The organism is uncultured Granulicatella sp., from assembly GCF_938030755.1.
Taxonomy (GTDB): Bacteria; Bacillota; Bacilli; order Lactobacillales; family Aerococcaceae; genus Granulicatella.
In genome coordinates this window covers 30322-44014 of record NZ_CALHIF010000017.1, presented here as the reverse complement: position 1 = coordinate 44014, position 13693 = coordinate 30322, and the positions used below count along the sequence as shown (strand labels likewise).

The window sequence follows — 13693 nt, the reverse complement described above, 5'->3', positions numbered from 1 at the left end:
AGCAATTGATGACTTTTGATTTTTTCTCGATCTTGTCCAACTTTAAACCAAACGTCGGCTCGAAAGCTAGAGCCCTATGAATAAGCGCGTACTTAAACATAGGACGTAAAATTTCTTTTATCGTTTTATTGTATGTAAAGTACATAAAAACGGCGGGAAAATTAAGCTGATTTATTATGTTTCCAAGTTGGCAAATTATATAATCACATTAATCAAAAGATTTGAATTTTGATTTAGTAAATTTAGAAAGGAGAATCGATATGCTTTGGTCTATTATTGTCGGAGGTGTAATTGGTCTTATTGCTGGATCAATCACTAAAAAAGGCGGCTCAATGGGTGTTATTGCAAACGTTGTTGCAGGTTTAGTTGGTTCTGCTGTCGGTCAGTCACTTTTGGGAACTTGGGGTCCTAGTTTGGCTGGTATGGCCTTGCTTCCTTCTATCATTGGTGCAGTTATTGTAGTAGCTGTTGTATCATTTATTTTGGGTAAAAAGGCATAAATTGTCTTTTGACTTTTAAAATACAATTTAAAATTTAATGATGTGAGGATTTAATATTTCAAAATAAAAAAAATACTTTTCTTATACTAAGTATTTTAATCTTGACAATTTTGCTTCCCGTTTTACTAGATTTTCATAACGTTAGCGGTATGTGGCCTCAGATATTTACAAGGAAGCAATGTCTAAAGAAAAAGATCGCATTTATTAATACTTTAATTACGAAAAGAGATTCTTATTGTATTTCTTTTCTATAAATACATGAAACACTTAAAACTTATAATGGAGGTAAAGACTATGTCTATAGAAGAAAAATTCAATCAAGCTAAAGGTTCTGTCAAAGAAGGGCTTGGAAAATTAACTGGTGATAAAAAAACAGAAAAAGAAGGGGTTGCTGAAAAAGTAGTTTCCAAAGTTAAAGAAGTAGCTGAAGACGCAAAAGATGCGGTCGAAGGAGCAATCGAAGGCGTTAAAAATATGATTAATAAAGATGACAAATAAAGCTAAAAGTTAATTTATCTTGCAAAACATCTTTGTAACTTTTAATTTAAAAAAAGAGAACATTTAATGTTCTCTTTTTTATATTTCATAAACAAACAGTGATTTGATTACTTGTTTTTAATCTCTGTTTCATTCTTTTCCTTATCAATCTTTTGAAAAACAAGGTCTTTCTTGTAGGTTGCAATTAAATGGTTCATGGAGTTTAAAGATAGCGATTCTATACCAAAGATGATAAGTCTTTTATTTTTCTCGAATCATTCCCACTCGATTTTCGTCAAGATAGCAAAAATGATGCTTACGATAGAGCTTGTCTGCAGGGACTTTGGCTAGCAAAGTGATAAAACTACTCTCATGTGTATTTTCGTCAAACCACTGATCAATCATTTCCATGATTTTATTGGCAATTCCACGTCTTTGGAACTTTTTGTCTACCATAATATCGGATACGACAAAAGTGACCCCGCCATCTCCAACAATTCTTCCTAAGCCAATGAGTTCATCATCTTCATAAACAGAAACTAAAAAAAGAGTTCCTTCAAGAGCCTTTTTAACTTCAGAATGAGGTTTAGTGCTATTCATTCCAGCGTTCACTCTTAATTGATTATAAGCTTCTACGCTGGGGATTTTGTGTGTAAATTCCATAAAACGATTCCTCCAATAATTTCTTTTATGAATTTGTTGCTATCATAGCTCTTCGTAATCAGGATGCTCTTTGATATAGATTGCAGCGTAAATGGCATCTACTAATACTGCTGGGAAAGCGAAGGTCATTAAAGTTCCAAAGAAAAAGCCGAAAATCATCTGTATGTAGTCTGTAATTATAGCGATGATGAACAGTATAATTCCCAAGACTTTAACAATATTGAATAGGAATTTTTTCTTCTTACTATTAATCTCATAGGTTTCCCATTGGTTAATTTTCCATATTTTCCCTTGATTTTGAGGAAGGTAATACCATGCGTAAATTCCAGTCATCACCACAAATAGAAGAATCAATGGAATAACATAAAATAGCGTCAACTTGGACTCGTAGAGCTTTAACGCGCTGAAGGGTGTTTTATCATCAGTAGCCATCAGTAGGAAGATAAAGGTAAAGGTGAGTATGACGGTCCAAACCACTAAGGCTACTAGAATATAAGTGAAAGACTTAAACCGATTGACAAGAGGTGTAAAAAGCCCAAAGAGAGCACTGACGATATTGATCACCGTCGCACTCAGGAATAAAGCCTTAATAATCCCAACAGGATCATTGTAACCTGCAGCAAAATATAGAAACGCAGTAAATGGAAGCATAAGCCAAGGGAAGAATTTAATCTACCCAAGACTGACTTCATTCGTAATTAACGGACCATGGTAACGGTCGACCGTTTGATTCGTTCTCTGTTTTTCTGATTTCTTTTGTTTTCCTGAACCAGGAGCTGGTTCTGGAGGTTCTTTCTTTTTCAGTGAAAACTTTAGCATTCTTTTTCCTTTCAAATAACTTGAATAGTCGTATTTCTAATATACCACAAACCAGGGGGAACCGTATCCAGTAAGCTCTTCGATTTCATCCATTATATTAAAATGTCATATTCAGGTCATAAAACTCACGTATATTAGAGCTAAGATTATATAAAGAGGAGAAATTACATTGAAAATAGCATGGAATGAAATTAAATACCAACCGAGAAAATTTATATTAATTGAGATACTTATTGTTATCATGATGTTTATGGTTATTTTCCTGTCCGGTTTAACGAACGGCTTAGGGCGAATTATTATGGCACAAATTGATACGTTTGGGGACGTTCATTATATTCTTTCGAAGGATTCAGAAGGAGTCATTCCTTACTCAATGCTTACAAGTTCAGAGTTAACAGAAATTGAAGACCTCCATTTAGAAGAACAAACAGGACTCGTGATTCAACGGTCGACGTTTATGAAAGAGGACGAGGAAGGTTCGCAAGATGTGACATTCTTTGCGATGGATACCTACAAACATTTAACGATTAAGACAGAAGATAGTTATGCAGCGGCGGACTTATCCGAAAACGAAGTGATTTTAGATGAATCCTATAAAGCAAAAGGAATTCACATTGGGGATACCATTAAAGATAAGACTTCTGATATTTTACTGAAAGTCGTTGCTTTTGCAAAAGACGCAAAATATGGGCATAGTACAGTAGCCTTCATTAGTTCTAAGACATTAGAAGAGATGCGTCAGAAGAAGAATCCAAACTATACTTGGCAGCCACAAGCCATCATCACAAGCCAAGAAGTGACTGCCGACGATTTGTCAGAGCAGTTGATGGTATCGAATAAGCAACAAATTATTAATAAAATTCCGGGATACACTGCGACGAATATGATATTAAAAACAATGACGTGGGTATTACTAATCGCCTCAGCCGCAATTCTAGGAGTATTTTTCTACATCTTAGCCTTACAAAAATTAAAACAATTTGGTGTGTTAAAAGCCATCGGAATGTCGATGGGGCAAATCACAAGAATCCAATTATCGCAAGTTGGGATTCTTTCCGTTATTGGGATTAGTATCGGACTAGGTCTTGCTATGGCGTTAATGCCATTCTTACCTGTAAGCATGCCATTTTATATGCGAGCAGAAGATAATGCGGTGATTTCTGTAAGCTTTATCGTCATCTCGATTATTTGTGGCGCGTTATCTCTATTAAAAATTAAGAAAGTAGATCCAATCGAAGTGATTGGTGGAAATGGTGAATAAGATGTCAGTGATTGGATTACAACAGATTAAAAAATCATACGCAGACGGCAATCAAATGAGAGATGTTATTTGCGATTTGAATTTAACCGTTGAGCCACAAGAATTTGTGGCCATCCTAGGTCCTTCTGGATCAGGAAAATCAACGCTTTTATCGATTGCAGGATTACTCTTATCTGCAGATAGCGGTGAGATTATTATCGGTGGACAAAACTTAACGAATGTAAAACAAAGTGAATGGACGAAGAAGAGATTGGAGTTACTTGGGTTTATTTTCCAAGACCATCAATTACTTCCATACATGAAAATCGGGGATCAATTAGAAATGGTCGCTAAATTAAAAGGGGAAAAAGACGCTTCAAAACGGAAAGAAGAAGTCAAAGGATTATTGGCAGAGTTAGGGATAGAAAATTGCTACGGTCAGTATCCAAATCAAATGTCAGGCGGTCAAAAGCAGCGTGCTGCGATTGCGCGTGCATTTATTGGAAACCCTCAACTGATTTTAGCAGATGAACCTACCGCAAGTCTTGATCCTGAGAGAGGACAAGAAATTGCACAATTAATTCAACGGGAAGTGAAATCGAAACACAAGAGTGCCATCATGGTCACACATGATCGTTCTGTGCTTGAGTATGTAGATACGGTTTACGAGATGAAAAAAGGGAAGTTAGTTCGTCTGTAAGCATTTATGCTATAATGTTCCAGAAAGAAGGTGGAGCTATGTTTAGTATATTAGTTGCTGAAGATGATCATGCGATTCGCACATTGATTACGACTAAATTAAAACAAGAAAACTACACGATTTACGTTGCTGAAAACGGAGAGGAAGCTCTCTCGCTGATGGAGAAGCATCAAGTCGATTTATTAATTTCTGACATTATGATGCCCGTGATGGATGGATACGCTCTTGTAAAAGCTTTACGAGAAACGAAGTATACTTTGCCCATTTTAATGATTACGGCAAAATCTCAGTTAGAATCTCTTGAAGAAGCTTTTAAGTTAGGGGTCGATGACTACATGGTGAAACCGATTCGTTTAGCTGAACTTGTTCTACGAGTACAAGCCTTACTTAGAAGGGCTCAATTAGAAACAGAGAAAGTACTGCATTTTGAACATACAAGACTTGATTACAATGCACTAACTTTAACGGATTTAGAGAGTGAAGAAGTTTATCAAATTCCTCGAAAAGAATTCTATTTACTCTATAAATTACTCAGTAATCCTGAAAAAATATTTACTCGTTTAGATTTATTGGATGATATTTGGGGGATGGAAGAGGATTTTGATGAAAGATTAGTAGATGCATGCATTAAAAGGATCCGACAAAAATTTAAAGAGAATAAAGATTTTGAAATTGTAACGATACGAGGATTAGGATATAAAGGGACGATTAAAAATGGATAAGCAAAAGGAAATACAATTCCCTCTCAGAAACTATTTCGTCTTCATGTTTTGTAGTGTTTTAGTGAGCACAAGTGTTATTGGTTTAATAACGGTTTTTGTGCTAAAACACTGGTTTATGGTGGAGGTTAGTTTCCAAACGTGGTTAATTATGTTTAGTTTAGTGATTATTCTCGTAGGGAGTCTTGCCATGTGGTATGGGTCCGTTCATTTAACGAGACCTATTTCAGAATTGAATGAATCTGTTAAGGCCATTTCAAGAGGAGATTTTAGCCGTAAGATTCCTCTTAAGCATTATCCTAAAGACACTGCTAAATATCACAATGAATTGGCTCAGCTTTCTCAGCATGTGAATCAGATGGCCGAAGACTTGAAACGTAGTGACGAGCATCGATCAGCTTTTATTGCTAATCTTTCTCATGAACTGAAAACGCCAATCGCTTCTCTTGTCGGAGTGAGTGACTTATTAGCCGATGAAAAGCTTGATGAATCTACTAGAAAAGATTTGACAGGTATTTTGCGTTCAGAGAGCCTTCGTCTAAGTCGTTTATGTGATGGAATCGTCACATTGACAAAGATGGAACGTGATTTTGAACCAAAGAAAAAACCACTTCAACTGGATGAACAAATTCGGCATGCTGTGATTTTGATTACGGAAAAGTGGAAGCAAAAAGAGATTGACTTGCAGTTTACGAGTCAGCCCGTTCATTGTGTGACGGATCCAGATTTAAGCATGCAAGTGTGGACGAATCTGCTCGATAATGCGGTGAAGTATTCTGCGGATAGCGTGCATTTAACGATTGATATCCAAGAAGAGAATGATACTGCTAGAGTCACGATTGCAGATAATGGAATCGGAATGAGCGAGGAAGATCAACGACATATTTTTGAACAATTTTATCAAGTGGAACATTCTCATGTGCAAGAAGGAAATGGCTTAGGATTAGCGATTGTAAAAACAATTGTAGATCAACTGGGTGGAAGTATATCAGTTGAAAGCGAGATTGGAAAAGGGAGTACGTTTCAAGTAATACTGCCAAAACAATAAATTATTGAAGTTAAAATTAATCCAATATATAAATCCTGAAATTCACTTTGAACTGCACCGTGTCAAATAGGCAGGAAAATAATTAAATTGTATGACGAGTTCTTATAGAATCGTCTGCTTGAGTTGCGACGATTGGCTGAATCCGAAACAGCAGCAACTGCTAAAACTGCAGAAGTTTATGACCTTAGATAATTATAGGGTATATGGTTAACAAATGATACCATTTTTGAATCACATTCTTCGATTTCTATCTCATTGAGTCGTATACTAAAGATAGAACTATTAAGGGGGACTCATTAATGGAATTTGTTCAAGAAAATCAAGCGTTTAGACATTATAATGCTGCAGGGGAAGTGGATGCTGAAATCACGTATACTCCAGAAGAAGAGGGAGTGATTGCTGCGGATCACACTTTTGTAGATCCTAGTCTTCGTGGACAAGGAGTAGCACGTCAATTAGTAGAACGATTAGCGGTGTATGCAAGAGAGGAAAACTTAAAAGTTCGCCCAATTTGTTCGTACGTAGTAGAATTATTCAAAAAATGTACTGACTACGACGATATCAAAATATAAAAAAAGTTTCATTTTAAAAAAATTCAAAGTAAAATTCACAAAAAAATCAAAACTAACCTCTATAATCTATTCATACCCAATAAAACACCTAAGGTTTACTTCTCCCAAATAAAAAAATGAACTCCCAACATTTTTTTATTAGTAAACCCTCCTAACCTTTTCCCGCTGTTCCCAAACAGCGGGTTTTTTGTTTTGGAAAAAAGGTGATTTATGCTAGTATGAAGAAAGATACAAAGAAAGGAGATACTCATGAATCAAAATCACTATTATACACATCAACCAAATAGTAAGAGTCAAGAGAAACAGTTTAGTTATGTTTTAAAAGGATTTTCTTTTCAGTTTGTTAGTGACAATGGAGTGTTTTCAAAAAATACGATTGATTTTGGAAGCCAGTTACTGATTGAGTCTTATGAAGTTCCTTCTTCTTTTCAGGAAGGAAAACTGTTAGATGTTGGTTGTGGTTATGGTCCGATGGGTTTGTCTTTTGCAAAGGCCTATCCGAAGATGCATGTTGAGATGGTAGACGTCAATGAACGTGCGTTAGAATTAGCCTACCGAAATGCTAAGACGAATGGGATTGAAAATGTATCGATTCACGAAAGTTATATTTATGATGAAGTAAATGCGAATGACTATTCTGTCATTATTAGTAACCCGCCGATTCGTGCAGGAAAAGAAGTGGTTCATCGTATTTTAGAAGAGGCTTATGACCATTTAGAGAATGGTGGGCAACTTGTCATCGTAATTCAGAAGAAACAAGGTGCTCCAAGTGCGCAAAAGAAAATGCAAGAAGTCTTTGGCAATGTAGAGCGCATTGCTTTAGATAAGGGATATTGGATTCTTGTGAGCATAAAAGAGAAAGAGGATTGATGTATGGAAAAAATAGAAGGAAGAAGAAATAGTCGAAACCAACAGAAGAATCATAAGCCAAAGAAAAAATTCAGCTGGAGAATTTTTTTGGCGTCAATTTTATTTGTGATTGCTGCCATCTTGTTAGCTGCGGATCCGATTCGTACATTCTTATTATCTAGACTACAAGCAGAACAGTCTCGAATTAATTCTTCGTTAACATTGTCAGCGGTTAAAGCCAATGAATTGCAAGAAGCGGAATTTGACTTTTCTAAAGTAGAACCGATTGATTTAAATCAAGTCTTAAAAGCCAATATGAAAAAGGGGACATTCTTAACACTGGGACAAATCGCAGTTCCAAGTGTGAAGTTGAATTTACCCATTTATAAAGGATTGGCGAATGAAGTCCTTCTCTCAGGTGCGGGAACAATGAAACCAACACAGAAAATGGGGCAAGGGAATTACGCATTGGCCAGCCATAATTATTTCGGAGATATGACTTTATTATTCTCTCCACTTGTCAATTTGAAGGTCGGAGATAAGATTTATACAACAGATTTAGAGTATGTGTATGAATATGAAACAACGTCCGTAGAATTAATCGAACCAACACGAGTGGAAGTCATTAATGATCAACCTGGTGTTACAGAAATTACTTTAATTACGTGTGATGATTACAATGCAACAAAACGTTATTGTTTTAAAGGGAAATACGTTTCCAAAACTCCTGTTAGCGAAGTAAGTGATTCTGTAAAACAGGCGTTCAACTTAAACTTTAATACGATTCAATAGTAAAAAATCCCAATCTCTTCAAAAAGAGATTGGGATTTTTTAGTCATAAGGATAAGGTTCAACGTGAATATCGATAAATGATATAGCAAATTCATCGTAAAGCTCTTTTTCAATAAATTCCGTTATTTGATGACTTTTGAAAACAGTTAAGTCTTCGTCCATACACACCGTTAAGTCGATATAAGTATTTGACCCATAACGACGGGCTTTGATTTCACGAATATCTTTCACTTCGGGATGACGTAGGATAACTGGAATATATTTATCTAGTTCAGTTTGGTCGAAGCCATCTGTTAATTGGAAGGCACTTTCAGTAAATACTTCGTAAGCAGTGCGGACAATGAGAAGACCGACGACGAAAGCCATGATATTATCGAGCCAGTGTAAGCCAAGAGAAGCAAATAACACCGCTAAGGCCGTCAAGAAACTAGTCATCGCATCGCTTAAGTTATCTTTAGCGGTTGCTTTAAGTCCTAGCGACTGAATGCGCGCAGCAAGATTCTTGTTGTAGAAGTATACACCAATCATCACAATGCCTGAGAAGAATCCAACGATGGAAGAAATGAGCGAAGGAGCCTCCGTTACTGGGGTAAGGAATGCTTGAAAGGCATTTCTGACGACTTCAATCCCAATAAAGAACATGATAAATGAAGTCGCAAGGCTGGCAATCGTTTCGAATTTCCAGTGGCCGTATAGATGGTTTTCATCGCTTGGTTTTTGAGATAAGCGTAACCCAACGAATACAAGTACTGATGAGATCACGTCTGTAAAGTTGTTCCAACCATCGGCGAACAGAGCTTCGGAGTTGAAGAGTTTTCCAACGAACAGTTTTGCTGCGGATAAAAAGATATATGTACCGATACTTAAAAGGGCTCCACGTTTGGCTTGTTTGAGGCGATCCGTTGCTGATAATGGCAAAATTGTCATCTCCTAAAAATTAATTTCTTTACTATACTAAAGCTTTTTAAAATGGGGCGCAATTGATAAAGTATACCTAAAAAGCCTCAAAAAATTTTCGGTGAATAATTTTGTAAATCAATTCTTGGGTATCCTTACGGATACTTTTTATCATTACCATAATAGGATACCGGTGCAAGCCTGGGTCTTGCACCTTTCAAGCCTCAAAGTGGGAGTAGGAAGCAAGCTTTCACTCCCACTAATTCCCATTGAATATCATTCCCTATTATGGTGATGATAAAATCCGTAAGGTCCAAGAATTGATTTAAACCAGATTTACCTCAGAAAAATGGAGCTGTGCAGAGAGTTTATGTGTGCTTCCCGCCTTTTTTAATATCTTTTGTTGCTTTGGGAGAATAGTAAGCATAGGTGAGGGAGTTCCTGTAGGAGTTTAGTCAGAAAGAATAGACGAGGGGTAGTGGATTTGTTATAATCGTTGTATTGAATGAGAAAGAGAGTGGTATCATGGCAACAGCATTGATTGTATATGCAAGTTTAACAGGTAATACAGAAGAGATTGCAGATATTTTAGCGGAAGCATTAGAAGAACGTGGAGTAGAAGTAGATGTGAAAGAATGTACTTCAGCACAAGCAAGCGAATTCCATAATTATGATATTAATGTTGTCGCAACATATACTTACGGAACAGATGGCGACTTACCTGATGAAATCGTTGACTTCTATGAAGAATTAGAGGAAGAAGATTTAACAGGGAAAGTATACGGAGCGCTTGGCTCAGGGGATACTTTCTACGATAAGTTCTGCCAATCAGTATTAGATTTTGATGCTCAATTTGCAAAAACAGGTGCCAAAAAGGGTGCTGAAAATGTCTTAGTAGACTTAAACGCAGAAGCAGAAGATATCGAACATATCCAAGCTTTCGCACAAAGCCTCGTTGAAGCTTTAGCATAATTGAAAATGCAGACTACCTTAGATCATTCGTTTAGGGTAGTTTTTTTATTGGAGGAAAAGGATGTATTATACTATGCAACAAACCGCAGAGAATTTGGAAATCGATTTAGGATATCTCATGCATTTAATCCAAACAAAGCAAGTGAAGACGGTAGAAGTGGAAGGAGAGGTACTTTTAAACTCCTCTCAGTTCGATTTCTTCTTAAAACAACGTGAGAGACTTTTGGAAGAATATCAAAAATACTTGGATGAACCTATTCCAGAAGATATTGATATTAAAGATGAGGATTAGTCTTTTATAACTTATTTCATAAAAAAACTCTGAAGCACAGCTTCAGAGTTTTTCGTTTTTGTATATTTGGAAATTAATTAGTTTTCTTTTGCATAAGCAGCAGATTGGGCACCTGCCTGACGACCAAAGATGATGATATCTGCAACAGCGTTACCACCGATACGGTTTTCACCGTGAACGCCACCTGTTACTTCACCAGCCGCATAGAGACCTTGAATCACAGAACCGTCTTCTTTAAGAACTTGAGCTTTTGTATTAATCTTCAATCCTCCCATTGTATGGTGGATACCAGGAGCGATTTGGATTGCGTAGTAAGGACCTTTAGATAAGTCATGATCCATTGCAGTTTTACGGCCAAATTCAGAGTCGTTTTTATCAGCAACAGCTTTATTCCAAGTCTCTAATGTTGCTTTTAAAGCATCAGCAGGAACATTAATTTCTTTTGCTAGGGCTTCAATCGTGTCAGCTTTTTTCACTAGTCCACGTTTTTCGTAGAACTTAACAGCTTTTGCACGTTCAGTTAAAGCTGAGTCGAAGATTAAGTAAGCATATTTTTCTTTTAATCCAATGATTTGTTGTGATACTTTATCACGAGTCTCCATTTCATTGTAGAAACGTTTCCCTTCTTGGTTCACAAGAATAGCACCTTCACCACGAACAGATTCAGAAATCAATGTTGAAGTGGATTGTTCTACTGTTGGGTGAATTTGAATATCTTTCATATCTACAGTAGCAGCGCCTAATTCTTTTGCTAAAACAATTCCGTCACCGGTAGATCCTTTTTGGTTTGTTGTTACAAAACCTTTTAATTCTGGTTTGTATTCAGTAACCATTTCCATGTTTGCACCAAATCCACCAGTCGTTAGAACAACCGCTTTTGCAGAGATTGTTTTTTCTTTACCGTCAATGGTTACATTTACTCCAGTTACTTTACCGTCTTTTTCATTCACTTTTGTCACTACTGCATTGACGAATAATGGAATTTCTCTTTCAGAAACATTACGTAATAATCCATTTACTAAATATTCACCAACAGCTGAACCATCGGCAGGGCGGTGAGTACGTTTTTGACTCATTCCACCAGTAGTTGTTAAATTACTTAGTGTAATTCCCATTGAATCTAACCAATCAATGGCGCTTGCTGAATTATCTACTAAGTAACGAAGTAGTTCAGGATTGTTAGTTCCATGTCCACCTTTTAGTGATTCTTCATAGAATTTATCGTTAGAATCTTGAATTCCTTCTTTTTCTTGGAATTTTGTTTGAGAAGCATTCATACCAGCTGAAGATTTTGTAGTATTTCCTCCCGCAGTTGGCATTTTTTCCAAGATGACTGGATTTAAACCAGCTTCTTTAGCTTGGATGGCAGCTGAAAGACCAGCACCCCCTGAACCAACGATGATAACATCGTAGCTTTCTTTTAATGTTGAAGGGTCTGCATATTTTTGAGCAGAAGCACTTGCAACAGCTTCAGCAGTTGTAGTAGTTGTTTCTTTAGCTGAAGACGAAGATTGTGAACTATTATTTCCGCATGCTGCTAGTAATAGTACGGAAGATAAAGCTAAACTAGCTATAATTCCTTTTCTCATTTTTATTCTCCTTTGTGAAAAAATATTTTATTAATTTCCTTTGATATAATAGCACAGATTTAAGAAAACCTCAATAAAAAATAAAGAATTGTTTAAGAAATAACAATGTGTTTATAGAAATAGATAAAAATAAAAAATCATCTTTTTGAAAAAATAGTTGACACCGAGGACATTTGCGTTCATAATGAACACATCACTAGAAAAGGAGTTAAGAACATGGCAAACATTTGTATCGTATTAAAATTAAATACGCGTTGGCAAAGCCACTAGATACAGGTTGTTCTTAACGTACATTTGTACATGTAGATACAACCTTCATTGACGTGAACTTGTATCTATGTGGAATTTATCTTTTAAAGCAAACTCGACCACGTAGATCTATAGACTAGAGCTGACGTGGTCTTTCTATTTGTATGAGAGACTCGTAGTGAAATACGTAGTCTCTTTTTTTAATAGAGTTTGCAATATCATATTCAATTTTGGAGGAATTCAACATGAAAAAGAACAAAGGCATTTATTTATTTGGAGTATTATTAGTATTAGTAGTGATAGGAGCACTATTCTTCAATCAATCAGGAGACAAAAATAAAGAAACAAATACAACTAACACAGCATCCACACAAACAGAAAATGTTAAAGTTGGGGTATTACAATTACTTAGCCACCCAGCGTTAGATGCCATTTATAAAGGTTTACAAGACGAATTAAAAAATGAAGGATACGAAGTTGGTAAAAACTTAGAAATCGACCTTCAGAACGCACAAGGAGATCAAAGTAACTTAGCAAGCATGTCTGAAAAATTAGTTTCAGGCGGAAACAACATCTTAGTAGGGATTACAACTCCTGCAACATTAGCGTTAGCGAACAATACAAAAGAAACACCAATTATCATGGGTGGGATTACTTATCCAGTTGAAGCAGGCCTAATCGCAAGCGAATCAAAACCAGGAAACAATATCACAGGGGTGAGTGACCGTACACCCATCAAACAACAATTAGAAATCATGAAACAAGTTCTTCCTAACATGAAGAAAGTGGGAATCCTATACACTTCAAGTGAAGATAACTCCGTGAAACAAGCCGAAGAAGCTCAAAAAGCAGCGAAAGAATTAGGACTAGAAGTTAAAGTGTCAACGATTGCGAATACAAATGATATTCAACAAGTAACTGAAAGTTTAGCAAGCCAAGTAGATGCTATCTTTGTTCCAATCGATAACACAATTGCAAGTGCAATGGCAACAGTGGTTCAAGTAACAGATGCAGTTAAAATTCCAGTATTCCCATCAGCGGATACAATGGTTGCTGACGGTGGAGTATTAGGAGTAGGGGTTGACCAATACCAAATCGGTGTAGAAACAGCTAAAGTAGTGGTAAAAGTCTTAAAAGGTGCAAAACCAGCCGATACACCAATCACATTAGCAAACAAAGGTGTTGTCTATGTCAACGAAGAAAAAGCGAAAAAATTAGGCATTACAATTCCAGACAGTATCTTAAAAGATGCACAAAAAGTAACACCAACAAATAAATAAGATAGTTTAGAAACGTTGATATGATAACGACTATA

Annotated in this window: 17 protein-coding genes; 12 read left to right on the top strand and 5 right to left on the bottom strand. The window is 36.3% G+C overall.

What is annotated here, in order from left to right:
* Positions 1-260: 260 nt before the first annotated feature.
* The gene (locus Q0594_RS01840) at positions 261-500 is read left to right on the top strand and encodes a GlsB/YeaQ/YmgE family stress response membrane protein (protein ID WP_111675221.1); all 240 of its coding nucleotides are present in this window, start codon (positions 261-263) and stop codon (positions 498-500) included.
* 294 nt (positions 501-794) lie between these two features.
* A complete protein-coding gene (locus tag Q0594_RS01835; protein WP_298729338.1) occupies positions 795-998 on the top strand; it encodes a CsbD family protein in 204 nt (67 codons plus the stop codon).
* 240 nt (positions 999-1238) lie between these two features.
* Here Q0594_RS01835 and Q0594_RS01830 read toward each other — a convergent pair whose 3' ends face one another.
* The 3 genes from Q0594_RS01830 to Q0594_RS01820 are packed head-to-tail and all read right to left on the bottom strand — an operon-like array spanning position 1239 to position 2459.
* Entirely contained in the window at positions 1239-1640 is a 402-nt protein-coding gene (locus Q0594_RS01830; protein ID WP_298729337.1) for a GNAT family N-acetyltransferase, read from the bottom strand.
* A 42-nt stretch (positions 1641-1682) separates the two neighbouring features.
* On the bottom strand, positions 1683-2291 hold the full coding sequence (locus tag Q0594_RS01825) for a hypothetical protein (RefSeq protein WP_298729336.1): 609 nt from the start codon (positions 2289-2291) through the stop codon (positions 1683-1685).
* 21 nt (positions 2292-2312) lie between these two features.
* Positions 2313-2459 carry a hypothetical protein gene (locus Q0594_RS01820; protein WP_298729335.1) on the bottom strand — a complete coding sequence of 49 codons (147 nt, stop codon included), beginning with the start codon at positions 2457-2459 and terminating at the stop codon, positions 2313-2315.
* 169 nt (positions 2460-2628) lie between these two features.
* Between Q0594_RS01820 and Q0594_RS01815 the strand changes: the two genes are divergently transcribed.
* The 7 genes from Q0594_RS01815 to Q0594_RS01785 all read left to right on the top strand — a co-directional run bounded on the left by Q0594_RS01815 (position 2629) and on the right by Q0594_RS01785 (position 8379).
* Positions 2629-3720: an ABC transporter permease gene (locus tag Q0594_RS01815; protein WP_298729334.1), complete on the top strand. Its 1092-nt coding sequence runs from the start codon at positions 2629-2631 to the stop codon at positions 3718-3720.
* 1 nt (position 3721) lies between these two features.
* Positions 3722-4399 carry an ABC transporter ATP-binding protein gene (locus Q0594_RS01810; RefSeq protein WP_298729339.1) on the top strand — a complete coding sequence of 226 codons (678 nt, stop codon included), beginning with the start codon at positions 3722-3724 and terminating at the stop codon, positions 4397-4399.
* 38 nt (positions 4400-4437) lie between these two features.
* Positions 4438-5121, top strand: a complete 684-nt coding sequence (locus Q0594_RS01805; RefSeq protein WP_298729333.1) for a response regulator transcription factor — start codon at positions 4438-4440, stop codon at positions 5119-5121.
* Positions 5122-5269: 148 nt separating this feature from the next.
* On the top strand, positions 5270-6166 hold the full coding sequence (locus tag Q0594_RS01800) for a HAMP domain-containing sensor histidine kinase (RefSeq protein WP_366518781.1): 897 nt from the start codon (positions 5270-5272) through the stop codon (positions 6164-6166).
* A gap of 299 nt (positions 6167-6465) precedes the next feature.
* The gene (locus tag Q0594_RS01795; protein ID WP_298729331.1) at positions 6466-6738 is read left to right on the top strand and encodes a GNAT family N-acetyltransferase; all 273 of its coding nucleotides are present in this window, start codon (positions 6466-6468) and stop codon (positions 6736-6738) included.
* 249 nt (positions 6739-6987) lie between these two features.
* Positions 6988-7608 carry a class I SAM-dependent methyltransferase gene (locus Q0594_RS01790; protein ID WP_298729330.1) on the top strand — a complete coding sequence of 207 codons (621 nt, stop codon included), beginning with the start codon at positions 6988-6990 and terminating at the stop codon, positions 7606-7608.
* Positions 7609-7611: 3 nt separating this feature from the next.
* Positions 7612-8379: a class A sortase gene (locus Q0594_RS01785; RefSeq protein ID WP_298729329.1), complete on the top strand. Its 768-nt coding sequence runs from the start codon at positions 7612-7614 to the stop codon at positions 8377-8379.
* Positions 8380-8418: 39 nt separating this feature from the next.
* Here the strand turns inward: Q0594_RS01785 and Q0594_RS01780 are convergent, their stop codons facing one another.
* Positions 8419-9306 (bottom strand): cation diffusion facilitator family transporter, encoded by an 888-nt coding sequence (locus Q0594_RS01780; protein WP_298729328.1) that lies wholly within the window; start codon positions 9304-9306, stop codon positions 8419-8421.
* A gap of 495 nt (positions 9307-9801) precedes the next feature.
* On the opposite strand from Q0594_RS01780, the gene Q0594_RS01775 reads away from it, so the two are divergent.
* Both Q0594_RS01775 and Q0594_RS01770 read left to right on the top strand, forming a co-directional pair.
* Positions 9802-10248: a flavodoxin gene (locus tag Q0594_RS01775; RefSeq protein ID WP_039849122.1), complete on the top strand. Its 447-nt coding sequence runs from the start codon at positions 9802-9804 to the stop codon at positions 10246-10248.
* A 61-nt stretch (positions 10249-10309) separates the two neighbouring features.
* Complete coding sequence (locus Q0594_RS01770; protein ID WP_298729327.1) at positions 10310-10540, top strand: hypothetical protein; 231 nt, start codon at positions 10310-10312, stop codon at positions 10538-10540.
* A 77-nt stretch (positions 10541-10617) separates the two neighbouring features.
* On the opposite strand, the gene Q0594_RS01765 is transcribed toward Q0594_RS01770, so the two are convergent.
* Positions 10618-12129 (bottom strand): flavocytochrome c, encoded by a 1512-nt coding sequence (locus Q0594_RS01765; protein WP_298729326.1) that lies wholly within the window; start codon positions 12127-12129, stop codon positions 10618-10620.
* Between the two features lie 494 nt (positions 12130-12623).
* Here Q0594_RS01765 and trpX point away from each other — a divergent pair, with 494 nt between their 5' ends.
* Entirely contained in the window at positions 12624-13658 is a 1035-nt protein-coding gene (gene trpX / locus Q0594_RS01760) for a tryptophan ABC transporter substrate-binding protein (RefSeq protein ID WP_298729325.1), read from the top strand.
* Positions 13659-13693: the final 35 nt, after the last annotated feature.

What these genes read in the sequence shown, in the direction of transcription:
- Q0594_RS01780 (WP_298729328.1), bottom strand. Translation starts at nt 9,306, where the DNA reads ATGACAATTTTGCCATTATCAGCAACGGATCGCCTCAAACAAGCCAAA.
- Q0594_RS01820 (WP_298729335.1), bottom strand. Translation starts at nt 2,459, where the DNA reads ATGCTAAAGTTTTCACTGAAAAAGAAAGAACCTCCAGAACCAGCTCCT.
- Q0594_RS01805 (WP_298729333.1), top strand. Translation starts at nt 4,438, where the DNA reads ATGTTTAGTATATTAGTTGCTGAAGATGATCATGCGATTCGCACATTG.
- trpX (WP_298729325.1), top strand. Translation starts at nt 12,624, where the DNA reads ATGAAAAAGAACAAAGGCATTTATTTATTTGGAGTATTATTAGTATTA.
- Q0594_RS01840 (WP_111675221.1), top strand. Translation starts at nt 261, where the DNA reads ATGCTTTGGTCTATTATTGTCGGAGGTGTAATTGGTCTTATTGCTGGA.
- Q0594_RS01835 (WP_298729338.1), top strand. Translation starts at nt 795, where the DNA reads ATGTCTATAGAAGAAAAATTCAATCAAGCTAAAGGTTCTGTCAAAGAA.
- Q0594_RS01830 (WP_298729337.1), bottom strand. Translation starts at nt 1,640, where the DNA reads ATGGAATTTACACACAAAATCCCCAGCGTAGAAGCTTATAATCAATTA.
- Q0594_RS01775 (WP_039849122.1), top strand. Translation starts at nt 9,802, where the DNA reads ATGGCAACAGCATTGATTGTATATGCAAGTTTAACAGGTAATACAGAA.
- Q0594_RS01810 (WP_298729339.1), top strand. Translation starts at nt 3,722, where the DNA reads ATGTCAGTGATTGGATTACAACAGATTAAAAAATCATACGCAGACGGC.
- Q0594_RS01790 (WP_298729330.1), top strand. Translation starts at nt 6,988, where the DNA reads ATGAATCAAAATCACTATTATACACATCAACCAAATAGTAAGAGTCAA.
- Q0594_RS01825 (WP_298729336.1), bottom strand. Translation starts at nt 2,291, where the DNA reads ATGCTTCCATTTACTGCGTTTCTATATTTTGCTGCAGGTTACAATGAT.
- Q0594_RS01785 (WP_298729329.1), top strand. Translation starts at nt 7,612, where the DNA reads ATGGAAAAAATAGAAGGAAGAAGAAATAGTCGAAACCAACAGAAGAAT.
- Q0594_RS01765 (WP_298729326.1), bottom strand. Translation starts at nt 12,129, where the DNA reads ATGAGAAAAGGAATTATAGCTAGTTTAGCTTTATCTTCCGTACTATTA.
- Q0594_RS01800 (WP_366518781.1), top strand. Translation starts at nt 5,270, where the DNA reads ATGTTTAGTTTAGTGATTATTCTCGTAGGGAGTCTTGCCATGTGGTAT.
- Q0594_RS01770 (WP_298729327.1), top strand. Translation starts at nt 10,310, where the DNA reads ATGTATTATACTATGCAACAAACCGCAGAGAATTTGGAAATCGATTTA.
- Q0594_RS01795 (WP_298729331.1), top strand. Translation starts at nt 6,466, where the DNA reads ATGGAATTTGTTCAAGAAAATCAAGCGTTTAGACATTATAATGCTGCA.